The sequence below is a fragment of the Rhizobium sp. L51/94 genome (assembly GCF_019355555.1).
GTDB classification, from domain to species: Bacteria; Pseudomonadota; Alphaproteobacteria; order Rhizobiales; family Rhizobiaceae; genus Rhizobium; species Rhizobium rhododendri.
On record NZ_CP072142.1, the window covers coordinates 1,274,103 to 1,298,722 of the forward strand.

The 24,620-nt window shown below is 58.9% G+C and carries 25 protein-coding genes and 2 pseudogenes; 5 read left to right on the forward strand and 22 right to left on the reverse strand.

Translation table 11 applies throughout. From position 1 onward, the window contains the following. Positions 1–38 precede the first annotated feature (38 nt). The 13 genes from J5274_RS23840 to J5274_RS23900 are packed head-to-tail and all read right to left on the reverse strand — an operon-like array spanning position 39 to position 14,522. Positions 39–2,849 carry a type IV secretory system conjugative DNA transfer family protein gene (locus tag J5274_RS23840; RefSeq protein ID WP_219275350.1) on the reverse strand — a complete coding sequence of 937 codons (2,811 nt, stop codon included), beginning with the start codon at positions 2,847–2,849 and terminating at the stop codon, positions 39–41. Beyond that, positions 2,818–3,867, reverse strand: a complete 1,050-nt coding sequence (virB11, locus tag J5274_RS23845; RefSeq protein ID WP_219275351.1) for a P-type DNA transfer ATPase VirB11 — start codon at positions 3,865–3,867, stop codon at positions 2,818–2,820. The genes J5274_RS23840 and virB11 overlap by 32 nt, the downstream gene beginning before the upstream one ends. Next, complete coding sequence (gene virB10, locus J5274_RS23850) at positions 3,864–5,201, reverse strand: type IV secretion system protein VirB10 (protein ID WP_219275352.1); 1,338 nt, start codon at positions 5,199–5,201, stop codon at positions 3,864–3,866. Before virB10 ends, virB11 begins: the two co-directional genes overlap by 4 nt. A gap of 8 nt (positions 5,202–5,209) precedes the next feature. After that, positions 5,210–6,043 carry a TrbG/VirB9 family P-type conjugative transfer protein gene (locus J5274_RS23855; RefSeq protein ID WP_224129780.1) on the reverse strand — a complete coding sequence of 278 codons (834 nt, stop codon included), beginning with the start codon at positions 6,041–6,043 and terminating at the stop codon, positions 5,210–5,212. Beyond that, positions 6,040–6,774, reverse strand: a complete 735-nt coding sequence (locus tag J5274_RS23860) for a virB8 family protein (RefSeq protein WP_219275353.1) — start codon at positions 6,772–6,774, stop codon at positions 6,040–6,042. The genes J5274_RS23855 and J5274_RS23860 overlap by 4 nt, the downstream gene beginning before the upstream one ends. Before the next feature lie 58 nt (positions 6,775–6,832). After that, positions 6,833–7,906, reverse strand: coding sequence for a type IV secretion system protein (locus tag J5274_RS23865; protein ID WP_219275354.1), 1,074 nt, complete (start codon positions 7,904–7,906; stop codon positions 6,833–6,835). Beyond that, the gene (locus tag J5274_RS23870; protein WP_209188087.1) at positions 7,882–8,124 is read right to left on the reverse strand and encodes a hypothetical protein; all 243 of its coding nucleotides are present in this window, start codon (positions 8,122–8,124) and stop codon (positions 7,882–7,884) included. The genes J5274_RS23865 and J5274_RS23870 overlap by 25 nt, the downstream gene beginning before the upstream one ends. Continuing rightward, positions 8,121–8,912, reverse strand: coding sequence for a conjugal transfer protein (locus J5274_RS23875; protein ID WP_209186960.1), 792 nt, complete (start codon positions 8,910–8,912; stop codon positions 8,121–8,123). The genes J5274_RS23870 and J5274_RS23875 overlap by 4 nt, the downstream gene beginning before the upstream one ends. 22 nt (positions 8,913–8,934) lie before the next feature. After that, complete coding sequence (locus tag J5274_RS23880; RefSeq protein ID WP_219275355.1) at positions 8,935–10,107, reverse strand: lytic transglycosylase domain-containing protein; 1,173 nt, start codon at positions 10,105–10,107, stop codon at positions 8,935–8,937. Beyond that, positions 10,085–12,604 carry a VirB4 family type IV secretion/conjugal transfer ATPase gene (locus J5274_RS23885; RefSeq protein ID WP_219275356.1) on the reverse strand — a complete coding sequence of 840 codons (2,520 nt, stop codon included), beginning with the start codon at positions 12,602–12,604 and terminating at the stop codon, positions 10,085–10,087. Before J5274_RS23885 ends, J5274_RS23880 begins: the two co-directional genes overlap by 23 nt. 3 nt (positions 12,605–12,607) lie before the next feature. Beyond that, on the reverse strand, positions 12,608–12,928 hold the full coding sequence (locus J5274_RS23890; RefSeq protein WP_142831944.1) for a VirB3 family type IV secretion system protein: 321 nt from the start codon (positions 12,926–12,928) through the stop codon (positions 12,608–12,610). 2 nt (positions 12,929–12,930) lie between these two features. Beyond that, a complete protein-coding gene (locus tag J5274_RS23895) occupies positions 12,931–13,302 on the reverse strand; it encodes a TrbC/VirB2 family protein (RefSeq protein WP_142831946.1) in 372 nt (123 codons plus the stop codon). Then, the gene (locus J5274_RS23900; RefSeq protein WP_219275357.1) at positions 13,299–14,522 is read right to left on the reverse strand and encodes a lytic transglycosylase domain-containing protein; all 1,224 of its coding nucleotides are present in this window, start codon (positions 14,520–14,522) and stop codon (positions 13,299–13,301) included. The genes J5274_RS23895 and J5274_RS23900 overlap by 4 nt, the downstream gene beginning before the upstream one ends. Before the next feature lie 324 nt (positions 14,523–14,846). On the opposite strand from J5274_RS23900, the gene J5274_RS23905 reads away from it, so the two are divergent. The 4 genes and pseudogenes from J5274_RS23905 (at position 14,847) to J5274_RS29440 (ending at position 16,325) form a co-directional block, all read left to right on the forward strand. Beyond that, positions 14,847–15,140 (forward strand): type II toxin-antitoxin system Phd/YefM family antitoxin, encoded by a 294-nt coding sequence (locus J5274_RS23905; RefSeq protein ID WP_219275358.1) that lies wholly within the window; start codon positions 14,847–14,849, stop codon positions 15,138–15,140. Further along, a complete protein-coding gene (locus J5274_RS23910; protein WP_219275359.1) occupies positions 15,137–15,514 on the forward strand; it encodes a type II toxin-antitoxin system VapC family toxin in 378 nt (125 codons plus the stop codon). Before J5274_RS23905 ends, J5274_RS23910 begins: the two co-directional genes overlap by 4 nt. Before the next feature lie 12 nt (positions 15,515–15,526). Continuing rightward, positions 15,527–15,706, forward strand: coding sequence for a hypothetical protein (locus tag J5274_RS23915; protein ID WP_219275360.1), 180 nt, complete (start codon positions 15,527–15,529; stop codon positions 15,704–15,706). 133 nt (positions 15,707–15,839) lie between these two features. Beyond that, positions 15,840–16,325: pseudogene (locus J5274_RS29440) on the forward strand (substrate binding domain-containing protein). 113 nt (positions 16,326–16,438) lie between these two features. On the opposite strand, the gene J5274_RS23930 reads toward J5274_RS29440, so the two are convergent. The 5 genes from J5274_RS23930 to J5274_RS23950 all read right to left on the reverse strand — a co-directional run bounded on the left by J5274_RS23930 (position 16,439) and on the right by J5274_RS23950 (position 21,350). Continuing rightward, on the reverse strand, positions 16,439–17,620 hold the full coding sequence (locus tag J5274_RS23930; protein ID WP_219275698.1) for a M20 aminoacylase family protein: 1,182 nt from the start codon (positions 17,618–17,620) through the stop codon (positions 16,439–16,441). Between the two features lie 99 nt (positions 17,621–17,719). Beyond that, entirely contained in the window at positions 17,720–18,514 is a 795-nt protein-coding gene (locus J5274_RS23935) for an amino acid ABC transporter ATP-binding protein (RefSeq protein WP_142831952.1), read from the reverse strand. Then, complete coding sequence (locus J5274_RS23940; protein WP_142831953.1) at positions 18,511–19,440, reverse strand: amino acid ABC transporter permease; 930 nt, start codon at positions 19,438–19,440, stop codon at positions 18,511–18,513. The genes J5274_RS23935 and J5274_RS23940 overlap by 4 nt, the downstream gene beginning before the upstream one ends. Then, entirely contained in the window at positions 19,437–20,330 is an 894-nt protein-coding gene (locus J5274_RS23945) for an ABC transporter substrate-binding protein (protein ID WP_219275361.1), read from the reverse strand. The genes J5274_RS23940 and J5274_RS23945 overlap by 4 nt, the downstream gene beginning before the upstream one ends. A 39-nt stretch (positions 20,331–20,369) precedes the next feature. After that, positions 20,370–21,350: an ABC transporter substrate-binding protein gene (locus J5274_RS23950; protein ID WP_219275362.1), complete on the reverse strand. Its 981-nt coding sequence runs from the start codon at positions 21,348–21,350 to the stop codon at positions 20,370–20,372. Between the two features lie 100 nt (positions 21,351–21,450). Between J5274_RS23950 and J5274_RS23955 the strand changes: the two genes are divergently transcribed. Further along, positions 21,451–22,779 carry a PLP-dependent aminotransferase family protein gene (locus J5274_RS23955; protein WP_219275363.1) on the forward strand — a complete coding sequence of 443 codons (1,329 nt, stop codon included), beginning with the start codon at positions 21,451–21,453 and terminating at the stop codon, positions 22,777–22,779. A 790-nt stretch (positions 22,780–23,569) separates the two neighbouring features. Here the strand turns inward: J5274_RS23955 and J5274_RS29055 are convergent. The 4 genes and pseudogenes from J5274_RS29055 to J5274_RS29070 form a co-directional block, all read right to left on the reverse strand. Further along, the gene (locus J5274_RS29055) at positions 23,570–23,818 is read right to left on the reverse strand and encodes a hypothetical protein (protein ID WP_257625700.1); all 249 of its coding nucleotides are present in this window, start codon (positions 23,816–23,818) and stop codon (positions 23,570–23,572) included. Then, positions 23,796–24,041, reverse strand: coding sequence for a hypothetical protein (locus tag J5274_RS29060; RefSeq protein ID WP_257625748.1), 246 nt, complete (start codon positions 24,039–24,041; stop codon positions 23,796–23,798). Before J5274_RS29060 ends, J5274_RS29055 begins: the two co-directional genes overlap by 23 nt. An 87-nt stretch (positions 24,042–24,128) precedes the next feature. Further along, a complete protein-coding gene (locus tag J5274_RS29065) occupies positions 24,129–24,323 on the reverse strand; it encodes a hypothetical protein (protein WP_257625749.1) in 195 nt (64 codons plus the stop codon). Beyond that, positions 24,307–24,372, reverse strand: a pseudogene (locus tag J5274_RS29070) (hypothetical protein); the annotation flags it as partial. The gene J5274_RS29065 and the pseudogene J5274_RS29070, both read right to left, overlap by 17 nt. Positions 24,373–24,620: the final 248 nt, after the last annotated feature.

The window sequence follows — 24,620 nt, forward strand, 5'->3', positions numbered from 1 at the left end:
TGGACAACAGAACGGTACTGACAAGCCAACCCTATCAGCTAGTCGACGCCACCATCGGTCTCGACCTGCGTCCTCTCCTCACCCAGCGGATCTCGCGCAACGTCAGCGAACTCCTGCAGAATGGCTTTTGAACTCTCGCTCGCCAGGCGTTCGCAGAGACGTCCAATCAAAAGCTCGACATCGGCGTTCAGCGTCGCTGGCTCGAATGAGGCGCCATCAGCCCGTTGGAAAATCACGTCATTCAAGGCCTTGATATCCGCTCCGAATACCTCCCGGACCTCTTGACGTTGAAGAATGGCCGGGCCGATGGAGCGCTCGCCGCCTTGGTCACGAGAATCCGGAATGCGACCTGGTGGATTTCGCGCTTTTCCTGGAGATCCTGAATAGACGCTACGGGCCAGCTTCTCCCGATCGATATCAATCTCGACATCGCTACCCTCCTCGGCAAGGAGAGGAGCACGGTTGCCTCCGGCGTCTTTCTCCTGCCGGCCGGCCGGCCCGTTCCTTCGGCTATCAGGTTCCCGCACGCCGTTCCCCTTGGGCAGGTCTTCCGGACTGACACCGGCCTCACGTTTCTCGTCGAGATCCAGGCGATGACGAAGTTCGTCGAGCGATGATATATAGACGTAGCGTACCCCGTCCTTGACGATGAAGCGCATATTCTGTGGTTGCGGCGGTCGCTGCACGGCGCCTAAGTCGATCTCGCTTTGAGTCCCGGGCGGCGGGCTTCTCGTTTTCGAAGGGATGGCCGCCTCAGGGTCCGCCACGATTGGCTTGACTGCGTCGCTATCAGCGATCGTCCATTCGACCGGCTCCATGCATGGCCGTGTCGCCGGCTTGAACTTTCGCGCCTTCGAAAACATGCGCTCGCCACCGGAGTCCAGTTTCATGATACGCATTAGCGGCATGCCGGTGACCTGGAGGATCGCCTCCTCGGGTTTCATCATCATCAGCGTATTAACCGGCAAAAGATCGACCGAAACCGGCACCTTTGCAATCGATCGATCGCGGCGACCATGGCGATGGGTATAGGATGACTGCTCGACCCACTCCGTCGTCCTGCCAGCTGCCATCGACACCGCCGTCGCGTCCTCCTGGTTCTGGAAGTTCATGAACAGCTTGATCGTCGATGCACCCATGAGGATCTTTTGGCCAGAGCGCTGGTAAAGCCGTTCGAGTTGGGCGCCATCCTGCAGAATGAACACGAAGCGAACGCCGTTCTTGCGGATCAGCGGAGCGAGTGTCAGGACAGTGTCGATGCGGCCACCATTGCCGAACTCGTCGAGCATCATCAGTACTTCGTGCTCGCCGTTGCGCAACCGTCCCATCTGCACGAGCTTGTCGGCCATTTGCTGGATAAACATCGAGATCAGCCGTTCGTAGATCTGAATGGCATTCCAGTCGGCCTGAACGTAAATCACCACTTTCCGTTTTCTGATGGCGTCTATCGGGATTGACGTAATCGATGTCAGTGCCTCGACCAGCGGGTTCTGCAGAAAATTGAGCTTGGCGACGATCTCCGCTGCAATGCCCTCCCCGAGCTTTTCGTGGCGCCCGGCGAATTTGGTCAGTTGCATACGGGTCTGGTCGGACAGGACGGCCTCGTAGTTTTCCAGAAGCTGAATGATCACCTTGCGCTCATCCGACATCGAGTTGAGGATACGGTAGAGCTCGCTGAGCGACTTGCGGGTATCAGGGCATTCGAGCACGAAACCCAGCATTGCCGTCAGCAGGATCCTGGCGCTTTCCTCCCAGAAATCGGAGGAATCGGATCGCAGACGTTCCGGGAGCAGCATCTGCGTGAGTTTCTGCAGGTCTGTGATCCTCTGGTTGGGATCGGCACTGATCAGATCCAGCGGATTGTAGCCGTCGGTGAAATTGGACCCCGGTGCAAGCAGGAAAATCTCGTAGCCCCTGTCCTTAAGGTAGCCTGAGGTTTCCTCGAAAAGCTCACCGCTCATATCGAGAACGACCTGCGAGCCCTTAAAACTCATCATGGTCGGGATGACGAAGCCGCGCGATTTGCCCTGTCCCGGCGAGCCGATGACCATCACATGCTGGTCGCCGTCATTGCGCAGAAGCAGCCCCTGTTTCAAGCCGAGCACGATGCCATACTTGTCACGCAACTGAAAGTCGGCGGCATCTTTCAAGGTTGCCAGCCGCGCTTTGCCCATGATCATCCGTTGGCGTTTCTGGATCGCGGCGCCGATTGGAACCCCGACTAGCGCGCCTGCTGCCCCCAGGCCCGCCAGTGCGCCGATCACTGTCTGTCGCGAGGGCTTCCGATATGCGCCTGCCGCGTCGGTCGCACCGAAGGGTGCCTGATACATCGCTGCAAGGTGATTGCTATAGTAGTCGGCAATATCGACATGTCCGCCGGCCCTTGTCGCCACGAGGTAAAAAACGATCCCGTAGACGGCGACACCGCCATAGGCGGCGGCGAAAATGAGTGCCGAGTGTGCAATCAGGGTGAACATCGACCTGATGTGAAGGAGATAGAGGATCTTCCGCGATAGCGCCCTACCCCCTTTCAGCATCCACATGCACAGCAGGAAAAACAGGAACGGCGTGGCGAGGGACAGGGCGAGCAGCGACAGCCCGACCGTGTTGCGGGCCCGGACGATGGACCATGTATAAACAAGGCTATCGAGGAGACGAGCCTGAGCGATGTAGTCGTAATAGGAGGTCGATCCGAATGACGTAACATAGGCGTCGTAGATCAGCGTGAAGAACAACAGCCACACCGCGACGGCCCCGAGTACGGCGACCGGAAAAGTGAAGGTCGAAGCACTCTGAAGCTCCGTCCACTTCGGGCGATCAGCCTGCGTGTCCGTGTCGACGCTTGCCATCTTCATCCACCTCGTCGGCAAAGTAAATCTCGCTGACACCGCGGCCACCGGCGGCATCGCTCTTCTTCAACTGGACCACGATCGGAATGATCGAGCGGATGTAGCGGATGATGTCGTCGCGCTCCATGCGGACGTTGCTGTTGAGCACCAGCGTCGACAGTCGGTTAAAAGCGTGATGCGGCGAGTTGGCGTGGATCGTCGACATCGAGCCCGGATGGCCGGTATTGATCGCGTTGATAAAGTCGAAGGCCTCGTCACCGCGCAGCTCGCCCATAAAAATGCGATCCGGCCGCAGGCGCAACGCCGACGCAAGGAGATCGGTCATCGTCACCCGGGCCTCGCCCTGTCCTCCTTTCGAAACCAGCAGCGAAACGACGTTTTCCTGGCAAGGCTCCAGTTCTGCAGTATCCTGCATCAAGACGAACCGCTCGTTGTTCGGAATGGCGGTGAGCATGGTGTTGAGAAACGTCGTCTTGCCGGTCGACGTGCCGCCAGAGATCAACATGCTGCGGTGATGGACAGCCGCGAGCTCCAAGAATCCGCGTGCCCTTCCGGCCCGCAGCAAACGTGACAACTCGATATCGACATCGTCGATATAGTCGTCGCCGGTGACCTTGGTGAATCGGAAGGCACCGGCCTTTTCGTAGTCGCCGAGATCGAACCGGCGTATGAATTGCTTGCGGATCGAAAAAGCATGTCCTGTCGCCGAGGTCGGATTGAGGACGAACTGCACGCGCTCGCCATCGACCAGGGTAGCGGACAGCAACGGGTTCTCGGCATTGACGGTTTGCTTGGTGAACGACGCCGCGCGGGACGCCATGTGACGGATCGCCTCCTGGTCGAGCCCATCGACCGCCTGCCTCACCATGCTGAGCTGACCGATGCGTTCCAGCCAGATCTCATTGCTGCGCTGACAGGAGATCTCGACCACACCGGGATCGTCGAGAAACGTCTTGATGGGCTCGAGCGCCTCGGACAGGAAGTGTTGTTCGGCGGAGATCGATAAACAAGCATTCATTTGCCGAGCTTCTTTCTGCGCAAGCGCTCGAACGCTTCGCGGACCGGGTCTGGATAGAGATCGGAGAAATCCAGATCTCGTGTGACGAACACGGTGATATCGGAGCCTTGGGCGATATGGATCGTCGGCTTGATGTTTTTAGTGTCCTGGAACGCCTCCGTCGCAAGCTGCTGAATGCCTGACGCGATGGTCTCTGCAGCGATCTCGCGTGCGCGATCCTGCGAGGTGGTTCCGTTGTCCTGGGGAATGCTGGTCACGGTTCCGTCCGTATTGACGATCGTGATACTGCGATCCTGTTTCTGACCGAGCTGAGCGATGTATTGAGTCACGCCGCCGATGATCGTCATCAGCGCCGGCGGCCCGAACCGCTCCCAATATTTCCGGTCGACGACGCCGGTCATGCCGGAGCGGCCGAGACGGTCGGTGCCGTAGGAGCCAAGTTGGACCGAAACACCATCGCCACGTATCATCCGGGTCCAGACGATGAAGAGGCGCTCCTGCCCGCGTTCGACACCGGACTTGTAGTCGCCGATCAACGAGGAGCCTGCGGGAATGAGGATGCGGCGGCCGTCGAAGGAATAGACATCCTCCCGGACGATCGCCTTCACCATGCCGGCGAGATCGGAATTCACAGCCGTTTCGAGCGTACCGCGGATCATCGTGCCCTGCGGGATCCAGGCATCGATGCGCCGGTTCTCAGTGGCCGTCGAGACCTCCACTCCCTGGCCACCCATCGCCTTCAGGAAGGCGCGGTCGCCATCTGTAGCGCCGCCGGCATCGGGGTTTCCACCGTAGGGCGCCCCAGACGGGCCGTTCGCGCCGACCAGGCCGGCTCCCGAAGCATCGGAGGAAGCCGATGCGGATCCTTTCCTCTGCTCGGATTGATCGAAGACGACAGCGGACGAGCGGACACGCTCGAGAAGCTTCGCCTTTCGGGCGAGCTCGATACATCTTGGATTGTCGGGATTGTTTCCCCTGGAGCAATCGACATCGACCGGCGGCGCGATCTGGACCGGGGCCGGCACGACTGGTTCCGGCAGCGGGGGTTGCGGGGGCGGAGGAGCCTCTGGTACCTGGACGGTCGGCAAGGGCGGCGGCGCCGGCGGATTGAAGCCCTCGTTCCTCGGCGCCTGAACCGGGCGGAATTCTTCCCGAGGCGTCGTGTCGACGGTCGGTTCCCGCTCACCGCCGGAAAACAGGAAGTAGAGAACAACGCCGATACCGGCGATCGCGACCACCACAGCCATCGGACGCATCAACCCGATCCCGGATCGCCAGACCTGGCCGCCAATTGCGGTATCGGTGTCCATCGAGTGATAGTTCGGATCCGACATCGTGCCTCCTATCGTGACTTGGGTTCGGACCGGAGCCCACCGGAGCCGAGCCGCTTTGGCGCCACGGCACCTTCGATCGGGGCCGGCACATCGGCAGGGGCTGTGCGAAGATTGAACAGGCAGGTCTCGTTCTCAGTGCCGTAGCGCAGCGTCCATTGCCGCGAGACCGTGTCGATGACGATGTAATCCGCCTCCCGTCGATAATTGACGAGGCTTTCTCGACGTTTGGCGTCGACGATGAAGATGGCGGGCACATCGCCTGTGAACTTCATGAAGGTCTTCAGCCCGTCGTCGAAGACCCAGAGCGGCTTGGCTGCATCACTGCCCTTGAAGCCGTAGTCGTAATTGACCTTGTCGCGGCGAATATTCTTGATGTTCGGATTTCGCTCGGCGTCCTGGGCCTGCTTCCAGAGCTCTGCCGTTCCCTTCAGGCCGGTATCTTCCGGGTAAATGAATCGCAGGTTGTATGTTTGGTTCTGGATAGACTTGCTATCGTTCACTTCGAGGTCGAAGGAATAGGCGCGTTTGGTCGTCACCACCGAGAGGTTGGTCGGGGCGTCCTTTTCCATCGGTTTCAGGGTCAGCGAACGGCGATCGGCCGATGTCAGGATCTGCCAGGACACTGTATCCCCTGCGACGACCTGCGTGATCTGTTCGTCCGCGCCGAACAGGATTGTCGTGACCATCCCGTAGGTGCCGGTCAGAACAAACACCTGCTCTGCCGAATACGGCAGTGTCCGCACCCGGGGGTCGAGCCTGCCGGGGCGGGCGAGAAGTTCAGCCTGGGCAGCCGAGCTCGCCAAGAACAGCGACAGGGCGGTTATCCACATCCTGCGCTTCATTGAACGAGCCCCGAAGGCATGGTCTCGGGGACCTTCACATATTCGGTGACCACGAAGCCCAGCGGATTGTAAAGCCGGACCCGATTGCTGGCGGGAAGGTTGATCTGTTTATAGCGAACCGTTGCGGACCACCGGTTGACGACCTCGCCGCCACGCTGGCGCTCTCTCGTTTCAAACCGGACCGACATCGTCGTCTGATTGAGTGGATTGACCGACAGGATTTCCGGTCTGATCTCACCGGTCGTTCCGAGCGTCTTCACCGGACCTCTGGGATTGGAGGGATTCATCCAGTCCGAATAATCCTTGAACGCCGGCGAACTCGGCTCCGACCACAGCGCAATCATGTCGAAGTTCTCGGACAGATAGCGTGGGTCGTAGGTTTCGCGGCGGATGACATAATTGCCGACGAACGAGGCGCGAACTGCCTGGATCTCGGAGACGTTCGTGCGGTCCTTGTCGAGTGTGGTGACGGTTTCCATGTAACCGGTGTTTTTATCGACGATCAGCGGCACGACCTCTGTGCGCACGAGCGGAAACAGTTGCGCCACCGAAAAAGAAAGCACGCCGGCGACGATCCAGCCGGCCACTGCGAAGACCAGCAGGATGAGACCGATCAAAGTGCGAAGGGAGCGGTTCTTCTCGCCCCAGGAAAGATGCTGGTCGTAGATATCCTGGGGACCGGGGACACGGTCGGCTGGCGCCGCTTTCAATTGCCGTCTGAACAATGCCAAGTCTCGAACCTCGAAGTCGCTATTTTTGAGAAATTTAAAGCCGTTCTTGCTCTCTTGGTCATTCGCTGCTGCGCCGACGATTGGTCAGCATCCGACCGAGGGCGCCGGCGCCGGCGATGCCGCCGCGACCAGCAAGAGCTGCTGCCGTAACGGCCCCTCTCGGTCCAGCCAGCATGCCGAGCCCGACTGCAGCTGCTTGGCCGGCGCGTGAATTGCTGGAGGCCAACTGTCTGCGGGTAGCACTGTATGCGGTATCAACCCCGCCGCCGCCCGGAACACCAGAGAATGCGGTGCCGTAGGAAAACGTGCGCGCAAAGTCGGGGACCTGGAAGATGAAATAAGAGATCAGAGCCAGATAAAGCACCATGGCAAGCACGATCGCTAGCGCGTTTTCCTTGGTGGCCATGTCGCCGTTGATCGTGTCCATCATGCCGATCAGGAACCCGAACGACAGCCCGGCCATGATGTAAGTGAAGAGCAGCATGAACATGCCATAGGCGACACCCCTCACCCATGCGTCGAAGAGAAACCGCGTGATTCCGAAGAAATAGGAAAGGATGGCAATCGGGCCGATCGCCAGCATGACAGCGGTGATCATCTTGGCAAACAGCGTGACGCCGGTGAGGATCAGCAACATCGGCAACAGGCCGAACACAAGAACGATGAAAACGACGACGGCGCCGGTGACGTTCGGCAGCCATCCGGATTCATAGGAATTGAAGAGCTGCATGGCAAAGTCGTAGACCTTGCGCGCCATGCTGGCGACTTGGCTCGCGATATCCGAACCCGCCGACTGACCACCCATTGCCGAGGAAATGGCTGAGCCAAGATCCTGCGGTGCCGACAACACGAACTGGCCGATATTGTCGTAGAAATTCGCCCATGACATGATCAGGGCATAGGCGAGTGTAAGCTTGAAGGCGGTAAGGGCCATATCCTGCAGGGAAACGCTGGATAGTCCGAGCGCGCCCCAGAGGAAGTAGAGGATCAGGAAGATCGCCAGTATGCCGGAGACCAGATTGCTGTTCTCGGCAAACAAACCCCATGCTCTTTCGAGAGACGCCTCGTTGATCTTGTCGAAATATCGAAGCGCATCACCATAGAAATTTATCGCGTAACTGACGGGATCCATGTCTCATCCTGGAATTGATTGACAGGGCGCATTGGGCCGCAATCGTTTTTGGTTGCCGCCTCGACCGCCACCTCCGCAGCTGTCGGCTTCAGCTCTGTCCCGTAGCTGGGTGCCGGCACAGGGTTTTCGTCGGCCGAGCATTTCGCCATCTGCTCGTATTTCCCGGCGCAACCGGTAAGCGCGACAAAGCCGATCGCCAGCAAGTGGGTGACCCTCAATGGTTCTGCTCCTCGAAAGCCTTCAACTGATCACGAACCGAGCTGCCCTGTGGCGCGGTTCCGCCGTCACGCATCACGCTGTCGGGAAGCGGAGCGAAGGTCTTGAGGTTCTGCGATGAGGTGGCGAGCGCTGCCTTGTATTGTTGGTTCAGCAGCATGACCTGGTTGTTCAACGAGCCGACGGCTTCGTTGGCGGTCTGGTTCCCCTGAAGCACCATCTGGGTGTTTTGCTCCAGAGCCCCTTTCAGGTCTTTTGCCGTTCCGATCTGTTGCGTGGCCTGCATGAACGAGTTCTGCCGGTCTTTCGTCGCGCTGTTCATCGCGTCGGTGAGCGCGGTGAGCGTGGTGAGTGCATTGATTCCCTGCGAATAGACTTGGTTGGCGCCTGACAGCCCGCCGCCCTTGGCGCTATCGACCACCATCTTTACCAGGTTGAGGCCGTTGATCAGCTTGGCCGCGGTGTTCTGGAACTGGCCGCCGATCCCTCCGAACACAGCTTGGTTGCTCGATAGGATAGTGCTGAAATCCGGCGCCTGTCCCATGCTGAAGCCATTGCCGGTCGCAAGCTTGGCAAACTGGCTGGCATCCTGCGTCCGGTCGCCTGTGATCGCTGCCAGAGTTTTCGTGGTGTTGTCCTTGACGACGGATGTGTCCTGCTGGATCTCCGACGATAGTCGTTTGATCTCCTCGCTGAGCGAGATGTTTTCCGAATCCTTGACAGGGACCTGTGCCTGCGCCTGAGCGACAACCAACAAGCTCAAAGTCGCCGCTAAGAGTGATATCTTCATGTAACTGTCCTCTCCTGTCCGTTCACTTCGCGGTGGGTCTGGCATCGACGACTGTTACGAGGCCCAAGGCGGGATCTTGCATCACCGAGAAAGTCGCGACGTTGCCATCGGCGCGGGCCTGTTCCTGCAGGTCGAAGAGCCAGCGCTGGATCTGCTCGGTACTCGCGCTCGACGGCACCGCAAAGCAGCGCGTGCCGCCGGTATCAATGATATTGGTCGGGCATTGGATCTGCGCCATCGCAAGCGAGCCGTCGTAATCTTTGGCATTGCCGCCGCCAGTCCCGCGCAGGCTCGCTGATGACGACTGAAGGCCAGCCTTTAGGCGCTGAAGATATTGCTGGTTCGCTTCGGTCGATTTTCCGAGCAACTCGTTCCAGACCGAACCGCGCTCGACCTGCGCCTGCGTATTCCGGTCAACGGCTTTCTTGATTTGCTCGCCGCATCCGTTCCCGTAGCTGACGGTTTCCGGCTCGCCGGCACCTTGCGTCGGGGTGCGGTCACCATTCTGAGCCTTGTTGCGCGCATAATAGGCAGAGACCTTTTTGACGTAGTCCTGGGTCTCGGGAATGTTGGGGACCTGGCCGTTCTGCAGCGACTGCCGATATGGGCCGGCATTGTAGCCGGCGGCGATCAGGTCGTAGCGGTCGCCAAACATCCCCTGGAGTTGCTTGATGTACTTCACGCCGCCGCGAATGTTGTCGCGTGTATCGTAGGGATTGACGCCGAGCTGAGCGGCTGTCCCTGGCATCAGCTGCATGACGCCGGTGGCTCCGACCGCAGAGCGGGCGGATTGGCGAAAGCGGGATTCCTGCTCGGCGATCGCCAGCGCGAAATTCGGATCGACGCTCTGCCGGATTGCCTCACCCTCGACCATGCTGGCAACTTCCTGCTGGCTCGGCGTGCGCTGAGATGGCGCCGCCGGCGCGGTGCCGCCCGCCATGCCGTCCGCCGAGCAATCATCGGGCGCGCCGGAACCCTGACCGGGTGCCACGCTGTCGGCCGTGCCGCCCGAGGCGCCTTTCAGCTTCCGGGTATCGGCCTGATAGCCCTGGTACCAGTTCAACGTCGCCTGCTGGATCTTCTGGCGCGCATTGTCGATGACCGGCACCTGCGCATGGCTCGTACTGCCAGCAAGAACCGCAGCAAGGGCCAAACAGCCGACTGCAACTCTCTCAAGACGCTTTGCGCTGCTCATCGACCGCTACCACGTTCCAGTCGCAGAATTTCGACAGCCAGTTCTTCGGATCCTCTCCATGCTCGTCTAGCAGCATCTCGACCTCACGCACTGTCTCCTCCCGGCCTGACAGCACCTTGATGAACTCGGGCATGTGGGACATGTCCACGCGGGCAATCACGCTGTTCTTCGCCTGTTTGATCAGCATGAAGCGCGAATTCGGATCCCCGTTCTTGACCCATTCGAACTCGGCCCGGGATAGGCCGAAGTGCTCCATGTAAGAGCTTTCGTCAGCCTTCGGATTGGCGAAGAAGATGTTCGTCGACGTCTGCTCGATGATCGTGCGGCTGACGCTCGAGCGCACCACATCGTCGGCCGACTGCGTGCCGAAGATCACCAGACCGTTCCTTTTCCGGATGGTCTTGAAGTAATCCTTTAGCGTGCGCTTGAACTCATCGTCATCGAGCAGCTTCCAGGCCTCATCCATCAGATTGATGATCGGCGCCTTGCCGTCGTAGATTTCGTCGAGTCGATGGAACATGTAGAGAAGTGCTGCGGTGCGCACCGTAGGATCGTCGAGGATCGAAGTCATGTCGAAGCCGATCATCGGCCTCGAGATATCGAGAATATCCTCGGCATTGTCGAAGAGCCAGGCATAGGGCCCCTTGTCGACCCATTTGTCGAGCCGGGCGATCAGGCTGCCCTCCGTTCTCTCGCTGCCGGCAAGCAGTGCCCGCAACGACGAGAGACGGCGGTACGACCTGTCCTTCGTCTTGAGGACAGATTTGATCGCGCTGCGGATGATTGATTCTTCTTGCGGCGTCAGGCTCTCGCCTTCCTTCGACGGCTTAAGCATGAAGCTCAAAAGCCCGTACAGGAAAACCCGGTTTCCCTCTGTGTCATCGAGTAGCAATGGGTTCCAACCGGAGGGTTTGCCGGGCTCCAGCGTCATGTAAGTTCCGCCCGCCGCCCGCACCATGATGTCGAGGCCGCGATCCTTGTCGAAGACGATTGTCTTCAGGCGCGGGCTGACACGATAGGCCTGCAGAATGAGGAAGCCCATGATGACAGTCTTGCCGGATCCCGTCGGTCCGAACACTGTCGTGTGCCCGACATCCCCCTGGTGGAAGTTGAAGAAGAAGGGCGTGCCGGAGGTCGTCTCAAAGATGGTGATCGCTGGGCCCCAGTGGTTGCCGTCCGGCTTGCCATAGGGATAGGCATGGAAGCTGCTTAAGCCCGCGCAGTTGAGTGTCGAGATCAAAGCCCGGCGCGCGATATAGGCCTGATTCCCGGGAAGCTGCGCCCAGTAGGCCGGTTCTGCATTCAGATCCTCTCGGACATATGACGCTCCGAGCGCACCAAGTTCGTTTCCGATCAGTGCCACCGCGTCGTCGAGCTGCGTTGTCGATTTGGCAATCGGCATGATGGTCAGATGATGCTCGGTGAAGGCGACGCGTTTGCGTGCGAGCTCGTCGCGAGCGATGTCGAGATTGGCCTGCACGCTGGATCCACCTTCGTCGGCCTTCGACATCTGGCGGTCTAGTCGTTCTATCCGACTGCGCGCAGCCATATCATCGACGAAGGACATTGATTGGGTCAACACCAGCTCGAACGGCAGCTTGAGGACATAGTCGAGCATGCCTGCGCCGGTCTCGGGCGGATACTCCTTCAGGGAGACCATCGCCGCATAGCGGTCGTCATCGGGCGTGTCGCCCTGCAGATGGATGATGCGGTTGCCGATCGATGTCCTGCGCGCTGGCAGCAACTCGTCGGCCGGGATCGTCCCAAGCCTGATCGGCCGGACGCGTCCGCCATTCAGAAGTGTGTAGAAGAATTCGCACTGTTCGGAGAACCAGACTTTTTGCGCGGTCTCATCGATCACCATGTCTTCCGACACATCACGGAATATCGTCCTGCTATTCCCGAGGTCCGCGTGCACGCGCTGCACGTCGCGAAGGACCCTCGGACCGTAGATGCCAAGCGATTTCTCCAGTGCCCGCGTCGCCTCGACCAGCTTGTCGCGCATCGCACGGAATTGTTCCTTGCGCACGATGGTGCCGCCGGCGCCCATGATGCGGGAAAGAGCTGACCCTTTCTTGAACATCGGCCGCACAACCAGCGAGACATAGGTGTCGTTCACGAACATCTCGTTCTTGGAGATGCTCTTCTGATAGACATGGTCGAGACACTGCATGAAAGGATCGGCGAAAGCCGAGGGTAACGAGGGCGCCACCTTGCGCCGAACGACATGCGTATAGAGCGCAAAGCTGCCGATCGAAGAGATCGCGCGGAAGGCGGCGTTGCGCTGTCGCTGCAGCATGTTGATTGTCTCGATGTCGGCCGTCTCGAAGGAAAAGCCGGTCAGCTTTACGGTCGAGACGAGGCAGTCGTTCTTCAGGCGGATGATGCCGTTCTCGACCGGCACATAGAAAGGGACATGCGTCGCGACACGGCGATCCGCAAAGATCTCCCAGCCCCTCGACAGACTTCCTTTCAGCGATCTCGCCATCGTGTTCATCGCTTACACCCCGTAGGTTCTGACGCCACCGCCGAGCTTCCGGCCAAGAGGATTGACGCCGCACATGCTCAGCCGACCGACGATCTCAAAGAACCAGAGGTCGAGTTTTACGGTAAGCACGTAGAGGATGCCGTGCAGAATGGCGAAACATGCGGGGAACCATAGGATCGATCCCAAGATCAAGAACACCATCAGCGAGATGAAGCATTCCGCCAGGAAATATGTGTAGGGTATTCCCATTACTGTTGGCGGCCGCGTCAGCGCGAGAATAACCGGATGGGATTCGATGTAGTCGTCACGCCCGTCGGAATCATTACCCGCCATGCTCACGTCCCCCCGCCGGCGAGGAAGTCAACGAGTTCGGCTGCGGCAAACATACCGGCAAGGCATCCGCCGACACGCAGGAGCGCCCCCCACGACCAGTATCCGAAGGCCGCTGCGAGGAACATGCCAATGAAGGCGATCGCGCCGACCGAGCGGCCGAACGGGCCCGTAAAGAATTGCACCAGCCGATCAGCCGCCTGCTGGAGACGATCGAGGTTCTGTGCCGCCGCCGGCTCGTACTGGGCGGCGAGCAGAATCAGGCTTGCCGCAAGCACAATGGCGGCGTTGCCGAGCCATTTTCGCCGAGCCATGGAGGACCAGGCAACGCTGCTATAGAGAGCGGCCGTGTGGGCTGCGAACGCGATGGGATTCATTTAGACACCTCTTCCTTGACGATTTTGACTGGTCCGCCAACATCTCTACGCCCTTCCTCACGCTGAGGACGGGCGTCCGGCGGGATCGGCTGTGCAGCAGAGAAGACAAGCATTGGGGATCTAACTCGCTCGGCAGGCCCGGCGCGCGGCGAGATGGGTACGGGAGCTGAGGGCGGGATAGCTTGCGGATGCCTTTGCCTGACCACTGTGCCGGTATAGTATCCGACGACACGTGTGACAAAGTCGGCGGTCTCGCGGTTCAGCGGCAGGGAGTGGCGAAGGTCGACGTTGGGTTCGCCGGCATTATAGGCCGCGGCGATCAGCACCGGATTTCGGTACTTATCGATAAGGAACCGGAGAAACCTCGTGCCTGCCTGGATGTTTTGTTCGGCATCGGTCAAATCCTTGGCACCGAAGGCTTTGCCTACGCGTGGCATCACCTGCATTAGTCCGATGGCGCCGGCAGAACTCACCAAGCCTGGATCGAAGCCGCCATTCTCGGCCCGCATGACCGAAAGCACCCAGTTCGGATCAACTCCATCCGTCGCGGCAATCGCCAGCGCGAGCCTCGCAAAGTCCGTGGGGATGCCGGATAAAAGATCGGGGCGAGCCTGTGCTGTTGACCCGCTGGCATCGACATTCAAGCTGGTGTCCAGGTCCGTGACCGGAGATGCTGGCGGGCTCTCAAGAGAATGAGCACCAATGGGCGACTGCACGGTGCGTTCGCGCCGTGCAGTCGCGCTATCAGGCGCCTTTCCAGGTAAGCTCGAGGGATTATTATCCGACTCTCCGTCCACCTCAAACAGAAGAGCCCTATCCCACTTCCGATCTTCGTCGCGCGGCCCTTCAAAGCGCTGGTTGAAGTTCGTCGCTTCAAGTGCCGGGACGGCAGCCTGCTTGATCGCGACAGATCCAGACGCTGGGATTGCCACCGACAGCACCGCAGGCTTTCTTACAGTCGCGCCTACGCCACTAGACTTATTGACCTGTGTAGATAGTCCCGGAGCGATATGATGGTTGCTGTCAGAAGGGCCCGATGCAAAGCCGGTGAGCAGGGCAGCCGAAGCGCCGGCAACCCACAGTCTTCTTGGCGACCAAGATATCTGCGGTCTGTTCACAGGTGAAAGCGGAATACGATCCATGGCGAAACCAACGAAACTTATACTGCGGTATAAGTATTTGAACCGCATTCCGCCACGGAAATCAACTGCAAATTTCACTGGAGTATAATTATCTGGAAGGAGCTACCCGGGAAGGAGCGCTTCCTGAGGCATGTCAATTGGGGCGACCAGTTATCCGGCGCCTAGGGATACTGAGGTTGTCAGAGCCCCCAAATGCGAGCAAAGCGGACAGCTGTCCCGTCCTTTACCAGCACCGAGCTTGCATCAGTGTCCGAGCGGCCAGCAGAGATCCGGCACACGAAATTAGGCAATTCCGTCTGTATCGTCGACATATATTGCTTATCGGAGGTGAGATGTACATGTTGATCGTACGCATGACGGTGTCGTGGTATGATCGTTTTCAACCTGAAAGCGGATGATACGATGGCCCAGACGCATTACAAGATCAGCGAGGCGCGTAAGAACTTTGCCGAGGTTCTTGAGCGTGCGAACCAGGGTGAAGAGATCGTCATCATGCGCGGCAATGAAGTTTACGCGCGCATCGGTCCGGCGGCCGACGGCGGCAAGCGTCCCTTTGGCCTTCTGCGCCATCGTGGCTTGCCCGACGATCTGTTCGATACCACGGATGCCGAGCAGTCCGCCATCGATGCAGGCGACTGGAACGATGATACCGGCATATGGCAAGGCAAATCCGACGGTAGCGAAACCACGCAATGAAAATCCTGCTCGACAGCCACGCCGTCTACTGGCGGACGATTGGCAGTGATCGCCTGTCCACAAAGGCACGAACGATGATTGAGGACAAGGCGTACGCTGTCCTCGTCAGCGCGGTCACGTTCTATGAGCTGGACAACATGATGCGCCTGAACAAGCTCGACCTCAAGCCACAGGAACTTAGGGCCGCCGTCACAGCAAGCGCACTGCAGACCTGGGCCATCAGCGATCTGGATGCCGAGCTTGCAGCCGTGTTCGGCTGGGATCACCGCGATCCGTGGGACCGCACACTCGCCGCCCAGACGCGGCTGGAGCATTCCACCTTCGTCTCGACGGATCCGGCGTTCGACACGATATTGTATGAGCGGGTCTGGTAGGAGGTGTAACAGATGAAGATCCTCGCGGAACCTGTCGAGGCGGCCGAACGGCTTAAGGAACTCATCTCTCTTGCCGAGTGGCGTGTCCTTCAGTTTTGCGCCGACAGCAGGTCCTCTGAGGAAAGCCTCGGCTCCCATTTTACGCTCGATATCGGGCTCGTATCCTCTGCTCAAGTAACGAACGCAACATGAATTATACCGAGAACGATATCCTGCAGGCTGTTGGCCACAACGCATTCACGGCAGGCAAAACCTATCAGCGCCCGTCGCCATCGAACTCGAGGTCTCCGGCCGTCACATCGACCTTATCGAGGAGAGGATCGAAATCGCGATCCACATTGGCCAACTTTCCGACTCCTCTATGGTTGCTCGACGAATAGGCGACATGCGAATGATAACTTTGGCCTCCGCCAGCTATCTCGCCCGCTACGGCACGCCGCAAATGCTTGAGGAGTTGCACGCGCACCAACGGATTGGCAACGTCCATCAGGGCCATATTGTCGGGTAGGATTTTACTGTTGACGGTAAGCAGCTTACCGTTGAGAGCGCGAGCTCGTTCCGCACCAACGATGCGGAACATGTCCGGGGCGCGGCCCTCGCGCGTCTAGGCATCGCTCACCATGCAAGTTGGTTACTCACAGCTGTGCTAGCCTCCGGGGAAGTGGCGCGAATTCTCGATAAGCACACGCCGCCCCTTCTTCCAATCAACGCAATCATTGCCGGAGGACACCGCATGCCTTCCCGGGTGCGGCATTTCCCAGAGTTCCTAGCCGATATCTGCGCAGGGGAGCCCGAGTTACGTGTTGGCTAGCCGTCCCGGATGTGGACCAACATCAACTTCTGTTGGCGCTACCTGGCCTTTACCGCTGTGGCCCGCAGCGCACATTATCGGGCATGTGCGTCTCCGGCAATGCAGTCTATTCCTCATTCGTCAAGGTAGCGTTCTGTCAACCGCGCCCACATCGCTGCGCCGGCGGTCAGGCTGTCGTCGGCAAAATCATACTTGGCACTATGTAGTATAGCCGATTTCATGCCGTTGCCGAGACGCAGGAAACTGCCGGGCTTATGCTGCAAGAAATGCGAAAAGTCTTCGCTGCCTGGAATGAGCGGACAAAGCGCAACGTTTCCGGCACCCACCAGCTCCTCGGCCACCATCTTGGCAAACTCGGTTTCCTTCTCAGAATTGACCACTACCGGATTGCCGTAGGTGTAGTCGATTTCGACGCCTGCGCCGAAGCCCTCGACGAGAGACTGCGTGAGTTTCTTGATGCGAAGTTCGAGGGTCTCACGAACCTTCGGATCGAACGAGCGTACCGTCATTAGCAACCTGGCGAATTCAGGTATGACGTTGGCGACCTCGCCGGCGTGGATGGCGCCGACTGTTATAACGGCCGTCTGGGTTGGGTCGATGTTGCGGGAGATCACCGACTGCAGCGAAACGACCAGGTTGCAGGCAACCAGAACCGGGTCAATAGTTAGATGCGGGCGCGAGGCGTGGCCTCCCTTGCCGGTGATCCGGATTTCAACAGTGTCGGCTGCCGCCATCAACGGTCCAGAGCGCATCAGCCAACTGCCTTCGGGCGCGCCCGGGTGGTTATGGAGGCCGAAGATGGCGTCGAATGGGAAGCGCTCGAAAAGGCCGTCATCAATCATCGCCTGGGCGCCGCTAAAGCCACCGGCTTCTTCGGCGGGCTGGAAAATGAGATTGACCGTGCCGTTGAACTTTCGCGTGCGCGCGAGATATTCGGCAGCGCCCAGCAATACCGTGGTGTGACCGTCATGACCACAAGCGTGCATCTTGCCCGGCACTTGGCTGGCATACGCCTTGCCGGTCTGCTCCATGATCGGCAGAGCGTCCATATCGGCACGAATGGCGATGCTTTTTTTGCCGGCTCCAGCCGTCATACGGGCAACGATTCCGTGGCCACCGACATTGCGCGCCACCTCGTAGCCCCAGCCTTCCAATTTGTCGGCAACGAAACGGGAAGTCTCCACCTCCTCAAACGACAGCTCGGGATGGGCGTGGAGATGCCGGCGGATAGCGCGTAGTGTGTCGTCCATTGGCTCAAAATCCGAAAGGCGGGCGAAATCGTTATCGATGGTCATTTTAGTTCCAATATTTTTGCATGCTCTGTACCGAGACGACCGTGCGATGGGGCCGGCTGTTCTATGGGCCCGACGTGAGAGACCGCTGAGCACGCGGCCTCACAGGAATCGCGACAGGAAGGCCTGCGTGCGCGGGTGTTGCGGGTTGCTGATCACATTTTCAGGCGTGCCCTGTTCGACGATATGGCCGCCATCCATGAAGACAACCCGATCGGCAGCCTCGCGGGCGAAGCCGATCTCGTGAGTAACCACGATCATCGTCAAGCCCTGCTTTGCCAAATCTTTCATCGTCGCCAGCACCTCACCGACCAATTCGGGATCAAGCGCGGAAGTCGGCTCGTCAAAGAGCATCAGCTTTGGTTTGATCGCCAAGGCACGGGCAATCGCTACGCGCTGCTGCTGGCCACCGGACAGCTGGCGGGGATAGGCATTGGCCTTCTCCGACAAGCCCACACGTTCCAGCAGGCGCTTGGCGTTCTCGATTGCAGCCTTGCGGTTTTCGCCGTGAACGCCAACCGGCGCCTCGATGATGTTTTGCAGCACCGTCATGTGCGGGTAGAGGTTGAACTGCTGGAACACCATGCCGATCTTGCGGCGCTGGCGAGCAATCCCATTTTGGGAAAGCTTTTGGAGCCGATCGTTACGGACCGTGTAGCCGATCTGCTCACCATCCACCTCAATGTATCCCTGCTGGATGGCTTCGAGATGGTTGATGCAGCGCAGGAAGGTGGATTTCCCCGAGCCTGACGGACCGAGAACGACCACCACTTCGCCCGGCATGATATCGACGTCGATACCCTTCAGCACTTCGAGTTCGTTGAAAGATTTGTGGACGTTACGGGCCTGCACCAGCGGTCTTGCGGTATCGCCAGCTGCAGTGGATACTGCGGTCAATGGCTCGCCTCCTCTTTGGGAACTGCGACAGTCTTTGTCGTGCCGCCGGGCCGACGGTCGCTGCGACCGTAGTAAGCTTCGATATAGCTCTGGCCGATATTTAGCACCGATGTAATCAGGAGGTACCAGAGAACGGCGACCATCAGCATGGGTACGATCTCAAAAGTCCGGTTGTAGATCGACTGTACCGAGTAGAGCAGGTCAGCCATGGCAATGACGCTGACCAGCGACGTGGCCTTGATCATGCTGATCAGCTGGTTGCCGGTCGGCGGTACGATCGAGCGCATGGCCTGCGGGATGACGATCCGCCGCAGGACGCGCGCCTTGGTCATTCCGAAAGCCTCGGCCGTTTCCGCTTGGCCGCGATCAACCGACAGGAGACCTCCGCGGATGATTTCCGCCATATAGGCTGCTTCGTTGAGCGCGAGGCCGACGATTGCCGCGGTTATCGGGGTGATGACCGAGTTGGTGTCCCAACTGATCAGCGACGGGCCGAAGGGGATTGCAATCGAAAGCTGTGGGAATAGCGTCGACATGTTGTACCAGAAGATCAACTGCACCAGCAGCGGCGTGCCGCGGAAGAACCAGATGAACAGCGAGGCAAAACCGCTTGCCAGCCGGTCATCGGACATTCGCATGATGGCGATCAGCAGGCCGAGCACAACGCCGATGACCATGGCGATCACAGTCAGCCCAAGGCTGACATAAAGGCCGCTGATGACGGTTGGATCGAAGAAATACTGGGCGACCACGGGCCACCCAAAATTCTTATTGTTGGCGACGATCCAGGTGAAATCCGCAACAATGATCGCGATGACCGCCCAAAGGGCAAGGCGCCCTTTCCTTAACGGTGTGTAGGCCGTTGCGACATCGCGGAAGTCTGCACCGCCCGAAGGCGGTGCATGGGGTTCGATATTCGTGCTCATTTGGGAAGCTGTCCGCCGAGATTGATGCCAGGCGCCTTGATTATATTGTTCTCGAGGCCCCACTTCCTCATGATTGCGGCATAGGTGCCGTTGTCCATCAGCACCTTTATCGCATCCACCATGATCGGACCGAGCGGCGACCCCTTCGGCACGACGGCGCCCTGGAAAATATCCTCAAAGCCGTTCTTCTGTCCAATGCCGGTCAGTTCGAGTTGGCCATTGGCCTGACTAACGAAATAGGTGAGCGGTGCCTGCGAGGAGAAGAATGCATCGGCGCGCTTGGAGCGGACGGCTAAAATCGAGCTCGGCTGGTCGGTGTAGGACTGTACCTGGACAGCGTTCTTTCCGTCGGCCTTGCACTTGTCAGACTGGGCCTTGATCACCCGCTCGGCAGATCCGCCTGCCATGACCGATATACGCTGCCCGCAGGCTGTATCCAGTGAGGTGATACCCTTTGGGTTACCCTTCTGAGCGGCGAACACAACGAATTCCTGCACCCAATCGACAAAGTCATTGGACGTTTCACGATCCTTGTAGTCGCCGACCGGCCCGAAGGCGAACTGGTAGCGGCCGGAATTCACGCCGGCTAGCAATGCCGGAAGACCACCAACGGTTTCGTGCTCGATCTTGACGCCGAGCACTTTGCCGAGTGCTTCAGTCAGATCGGCGCTGGCACCGGTCATCACGGTGCCGGTTACTATCTCGTAGGGAGGGAACGAACCGTTGTTGACCGAGATCATCTTTCCTGACGTCCTGATGGCATCAGGAAGTTTGGCATGCAGGTCCGCGTTGACCGATAGCTTAGGCAAAGCCGCGTCCTCAGCCATCGCGGCGCCCGAAATGATCATGCCTACCAAGGCGAGGTAGGAGGTCATTGTTTTCAGCGACATGGTCATTCCCCTTTTTGATGGCTGTCCTGGTGGTCGAAGTTACGCTGCGAGGGCGGTTCGGCTGCCATCGGTGTCGAATTTGAAGAGTTCCAGCAGCGAAAGCTGTCTCGGCAGGATGCCCTGCGCGTGGAGTTCGCCGGCGAAGTCGACAATCATCTTGTGGTTTGCGGCAAGGCCGCTTGCGCTCCAACCTTCTGGCAGTTCAAGCGAGGACTTAAGCAGTTCGTCGAACATCCAGGGCGAGGTATCGGCATATTTGCGGCGCTTGCTCAACCAAACGCGCTGGGATTCGTCGATGACCTCACTCAGTTCGGAGATGATCCAAGGATTTTCTTCCACGATCTCTGCCTTGATGCCGATGAGGTGCATTCCGGGCACATATCCCACCTCTTTGAAATATCGACGCTCGGCGCTTCGGAAATCGGAAAGAAGCTGGCGAAAGGGGGAGTCTTTGGCAAAAAAGCCATCCGGCATGAAAGGTGTGAAGATGGCGTCGAGCGTGCCCTCCATCAAGAGATCAATCATGGGTCGCTCGCCAGGAGTTGCCTCGATGCGACCTTCCCGTCCGAAGCCATCAAGACGATCTGTGATCGGGTGCGCCTCGGTGAGTCGCCCCGCGAACCACATCGCGTCTTCGACATCGACACCTTCGCGGCGAAGAGCGGCACGCGTCCATGTGTTGCCCGAGTCACGCCAGCCAGTCACTCCGATTCGCTTGCCGGCGAGTTGCGAAAACTCAGTAATTGGGCTGTTTTTTAGGGTGATAACGCAACGATGGCGGAAACCGCGCATGATGAAATTCGGAATGCCCACCACGCTCTTGTCTCCGTCGAGGCAAAACTGCGCATAGCGGCTGAACGACATTTCAGCCGCGTCGCATGTATCGCTTTTGCCGACATGGGGGACGAGCGTGCCGACGCGCTCGACCTTGATATCAAGCTTCGACGACGAAACATCTCCAAGGATAAGGGGCGTCATATAGTCCCAGTCACGCAGGGCAAGTCGAAGAGTAATCGTCATCGGTATCCACTCAGAAATATTTTTGTAGGCCGATGATTAAATGTTCAAATCAAGCTGATCAAATGGTATTACGTTATTGAACATTAAATATGATGGAAAAATGAGCGAAATTCGGGATGCAATTTGGCTTGCTGAAAAAATAACCGATCGGACGATCCGGGGTATTGCGATCGAGACCAGCGCGCTCATCCGCGGCGGCGCGTTGCCCGTCGGCACCAAGCTGCCTGCCATCCGCGATCTCGCTTTTGCGCTCGGTATCAGCCCCGCGACGATCTCTGAAGCCTGGAGCGAGTTGCGACGCCAGAAAATTATCAGCGGCCGTGGACGCAACGGCACATGGGTGCGCGGCGATCGTTTCATCGCAAAGCCTGAACGGCTTGCAAGCTCCGGCAACTACGGCATGGACGTGCTGAACCTGACGGCTGCGGTACCGGACATAGCCTTGCTTCCAAAGCTCACCGAAGCGATGGTCTATGGGGCATCCGCAGAGAATCTGAACAGTTATGAACGCAGCCGTATCTTGCCGGAACTGGAAGCCGCCGTCCGGGAGACCTGGCCCTACCAGCCCGAGGCTTTTCTCGCAACCAACGGCGGCTACAACGCCGTTTATACGATGATGAACGCTTTGGTCATGCCAGGCGACGCCGTAGCGATCGAGAATCCAACCGCCATGCGACTTTTAGACATTCTGGAAGATCGTGGTGCCCGCATTGTTCCCGTCGAATGCGATCGCCACGGCCCCCTGCCCGCCTCCCTTGAGGCAGCTACGAAGTACCGCCCCGTAGCCTTCGTCTTTCAGCCGCGCGTGCACTCGGTCACCGGCCAAAGCGTCAGCGCCGAGCGAATGAGCAGCCTAGCCGAAATCCTTCGACACACCGATACGCTGATCGTCGAAGACGATGGTGTTGCCGACATTGCCGACCAGCCTCGGCAGTCGCTTGGGCATCTCTTTCCCGAGCGGGTCATCCACATCCTCTCTTTTTCAAAGACGCACGGACCGGACTTGCGTCTTGCCGTACTTTCGAGTTCACAGGCGATCGTCGAACAGATCCAATCCTACCGCAGTTTTAGCGCCGGCTGGACGAGTCGCATTCTGCAGGCCGCCGGCGCTTGGCTGATTCGCGATCCGGCAACACAAGAAACTCTCCAGCGCGCCAAGGCGATTTATGCACAGCGGCGCCGTGACCTCGTCCAGGCGCTGCAGGATCGGAACATAGATGCAGCACACGGCGGCGGCCTCTGCGCGTGGGTACCTGTTTCATCTGAAGCTTTCGCGATGGTCACTCTTGCAGCACGCGGGATCGCCGTCTATCCCGGAGCCAAGTTTTCGCTGTTGCCGGGCAACTACCTGCGGGTTGCGACCGCGACGCTCTCCGATCGCTGCATCGAGGTCGCAGATGCGATCGCCCTCGGAGTGTCTCATGATTAAGCCTGAACTGAGCTCCAAGCTATGGCGCCTCGTCGATTTCTGGTCACCCCGATGACATCTGTCATCCATTGGACGAAGCGCGTCGAAACCACGCCTCATGACGCGGCATCTGCGGTCTTTTTATCGATGTCACAGACTTCTACCAACCTTTAATAATGCCGAATCTTGGGATTTCCAAAATCCGGCGAGTCTGTATCGATGGCGCAAACGGGGGTTTGCGATGGGTTCGGCGATTTCGTTGCGGTCAGACGATGACGGGGATGGGTTGCGGCGTCTGGCTCGGCAGAGGCGAGATACCGATCGTGCTCGGCGGCTCTCGCACAAATGCTGCTCGGATCGGCAGTGTGACAGTTCAGATCGTGCGCAACTGGCTGGTACGCTCAACGCACGCGGTCCCGACGGGCTGATTAACGAAACGGCTCCGGGCAAGCCGTCACTGCTGAATGAAGACCAGCGCACACCTTGCACAAAGCATTGAGCGCGGCCCCACGCCATATCTGGATGGGGTTGTGCGGTGGCGTCTTGGTGATCTGGCTCAGTGGATTTGGGACGGGTTTCGGGTCTCTATGCGTTAGGAGACCCTGGGTCGCCAACTGCGTTTGAGGGGCTGCCACGAGCTCTCGGCTCGCCTAAGGCATCATGCGCAGCATGCTGAGCGGCTGAGGCATTTACAAAACGTTCCCCGCCGCGGTGGCGGAAAATGCCGCCTCTCCTGCCGAGGTCAAAGTGAAATTAGGGTAGAGGCAGGATACGTGTAAGACCGGTCAAGAAGAACTTTGGGCTGCTGGTTTCATCGCCTGAGATCCTCGACTCTCAATTCTGCCCACATCCATGAGAAATCATAGGTGTCCATGGGGTCGTCTGCGCCGATGCTGGCGGATCGAGTTTCCGGATATTTGAGCCACTCGGCGACCTTTTCGCGCTCGACCTTGGTACCGGCGGCGGCACGCGGGGACTTGTTGCCGAGCATGCAAACGGGCTCGTCGAGGATGGCATGGTACTGCTTGTCGAGCGTGTCATGCACGAGTGGCGGCGACATCCAATGGGATGTCGTCAGCTGTCGTTTGCCGACCCGCGTAGGCTTGTTCAGCCTGTTCCATTTTCTGAATGCTGGTGAGCGGCGTGCGCACCATTTTGCCGAGAACGTTCTGCAGGAGCTCGATGCCTCTCCGCGCCCTTTGGGCGGAATTGACCATGAGAACCAGGAACCGCCCCTTGATTTCCAGACTGCCGAGGACCGGCGTACCGTCCTCCATGGTCATCGGTGAAGGCCGCAAGCGTTTCGATTTCTCTGACCAACCGCGCAGGAGTTTCGGCCGGCCAAGATGTTTTTGCGCGGGCGGCGGCTTTCATTCCGGCTGACCCACTCGCTGAACAGGGATGGCTCCCAGTTCGGCCATGGCGCCAATGATGGTGGACATGGCCCGGCCAATCGGGCTGGCGGTATCGATCTGATCCTGGACGCTGATGAAAGCGGATGCAGCGATGGTCGAACTCTTCGAGAGCGGTAGGGAGATGGCGCGTGGAGCGTGCGAAGCGGTCAAACTTCCAGACCAGCACACAATCGAGATCGCGGTTGCGGGCGCTGGTCATCAGGGCGTTGAGCCTCGGGCGGCCTTCCTTGGTCCCGAGACGGCGATGTCGCAATAGTCTCCGACTATATCGAGACCGGCGCGCTCGGCATAAGCTCGCAGTCCGTCACATTCAGGTCCGGTTTCTGGTCGGGCGTGGAAACGCGCAGATAGAGCTCCGAATGGTTTTGCTGCGGTGTGGATGCCGGCTTAAGCCGTCCTTTAACGTATTCCTTTCCGGACGGCGGAACGCTATGCCCCGCAGCCTTT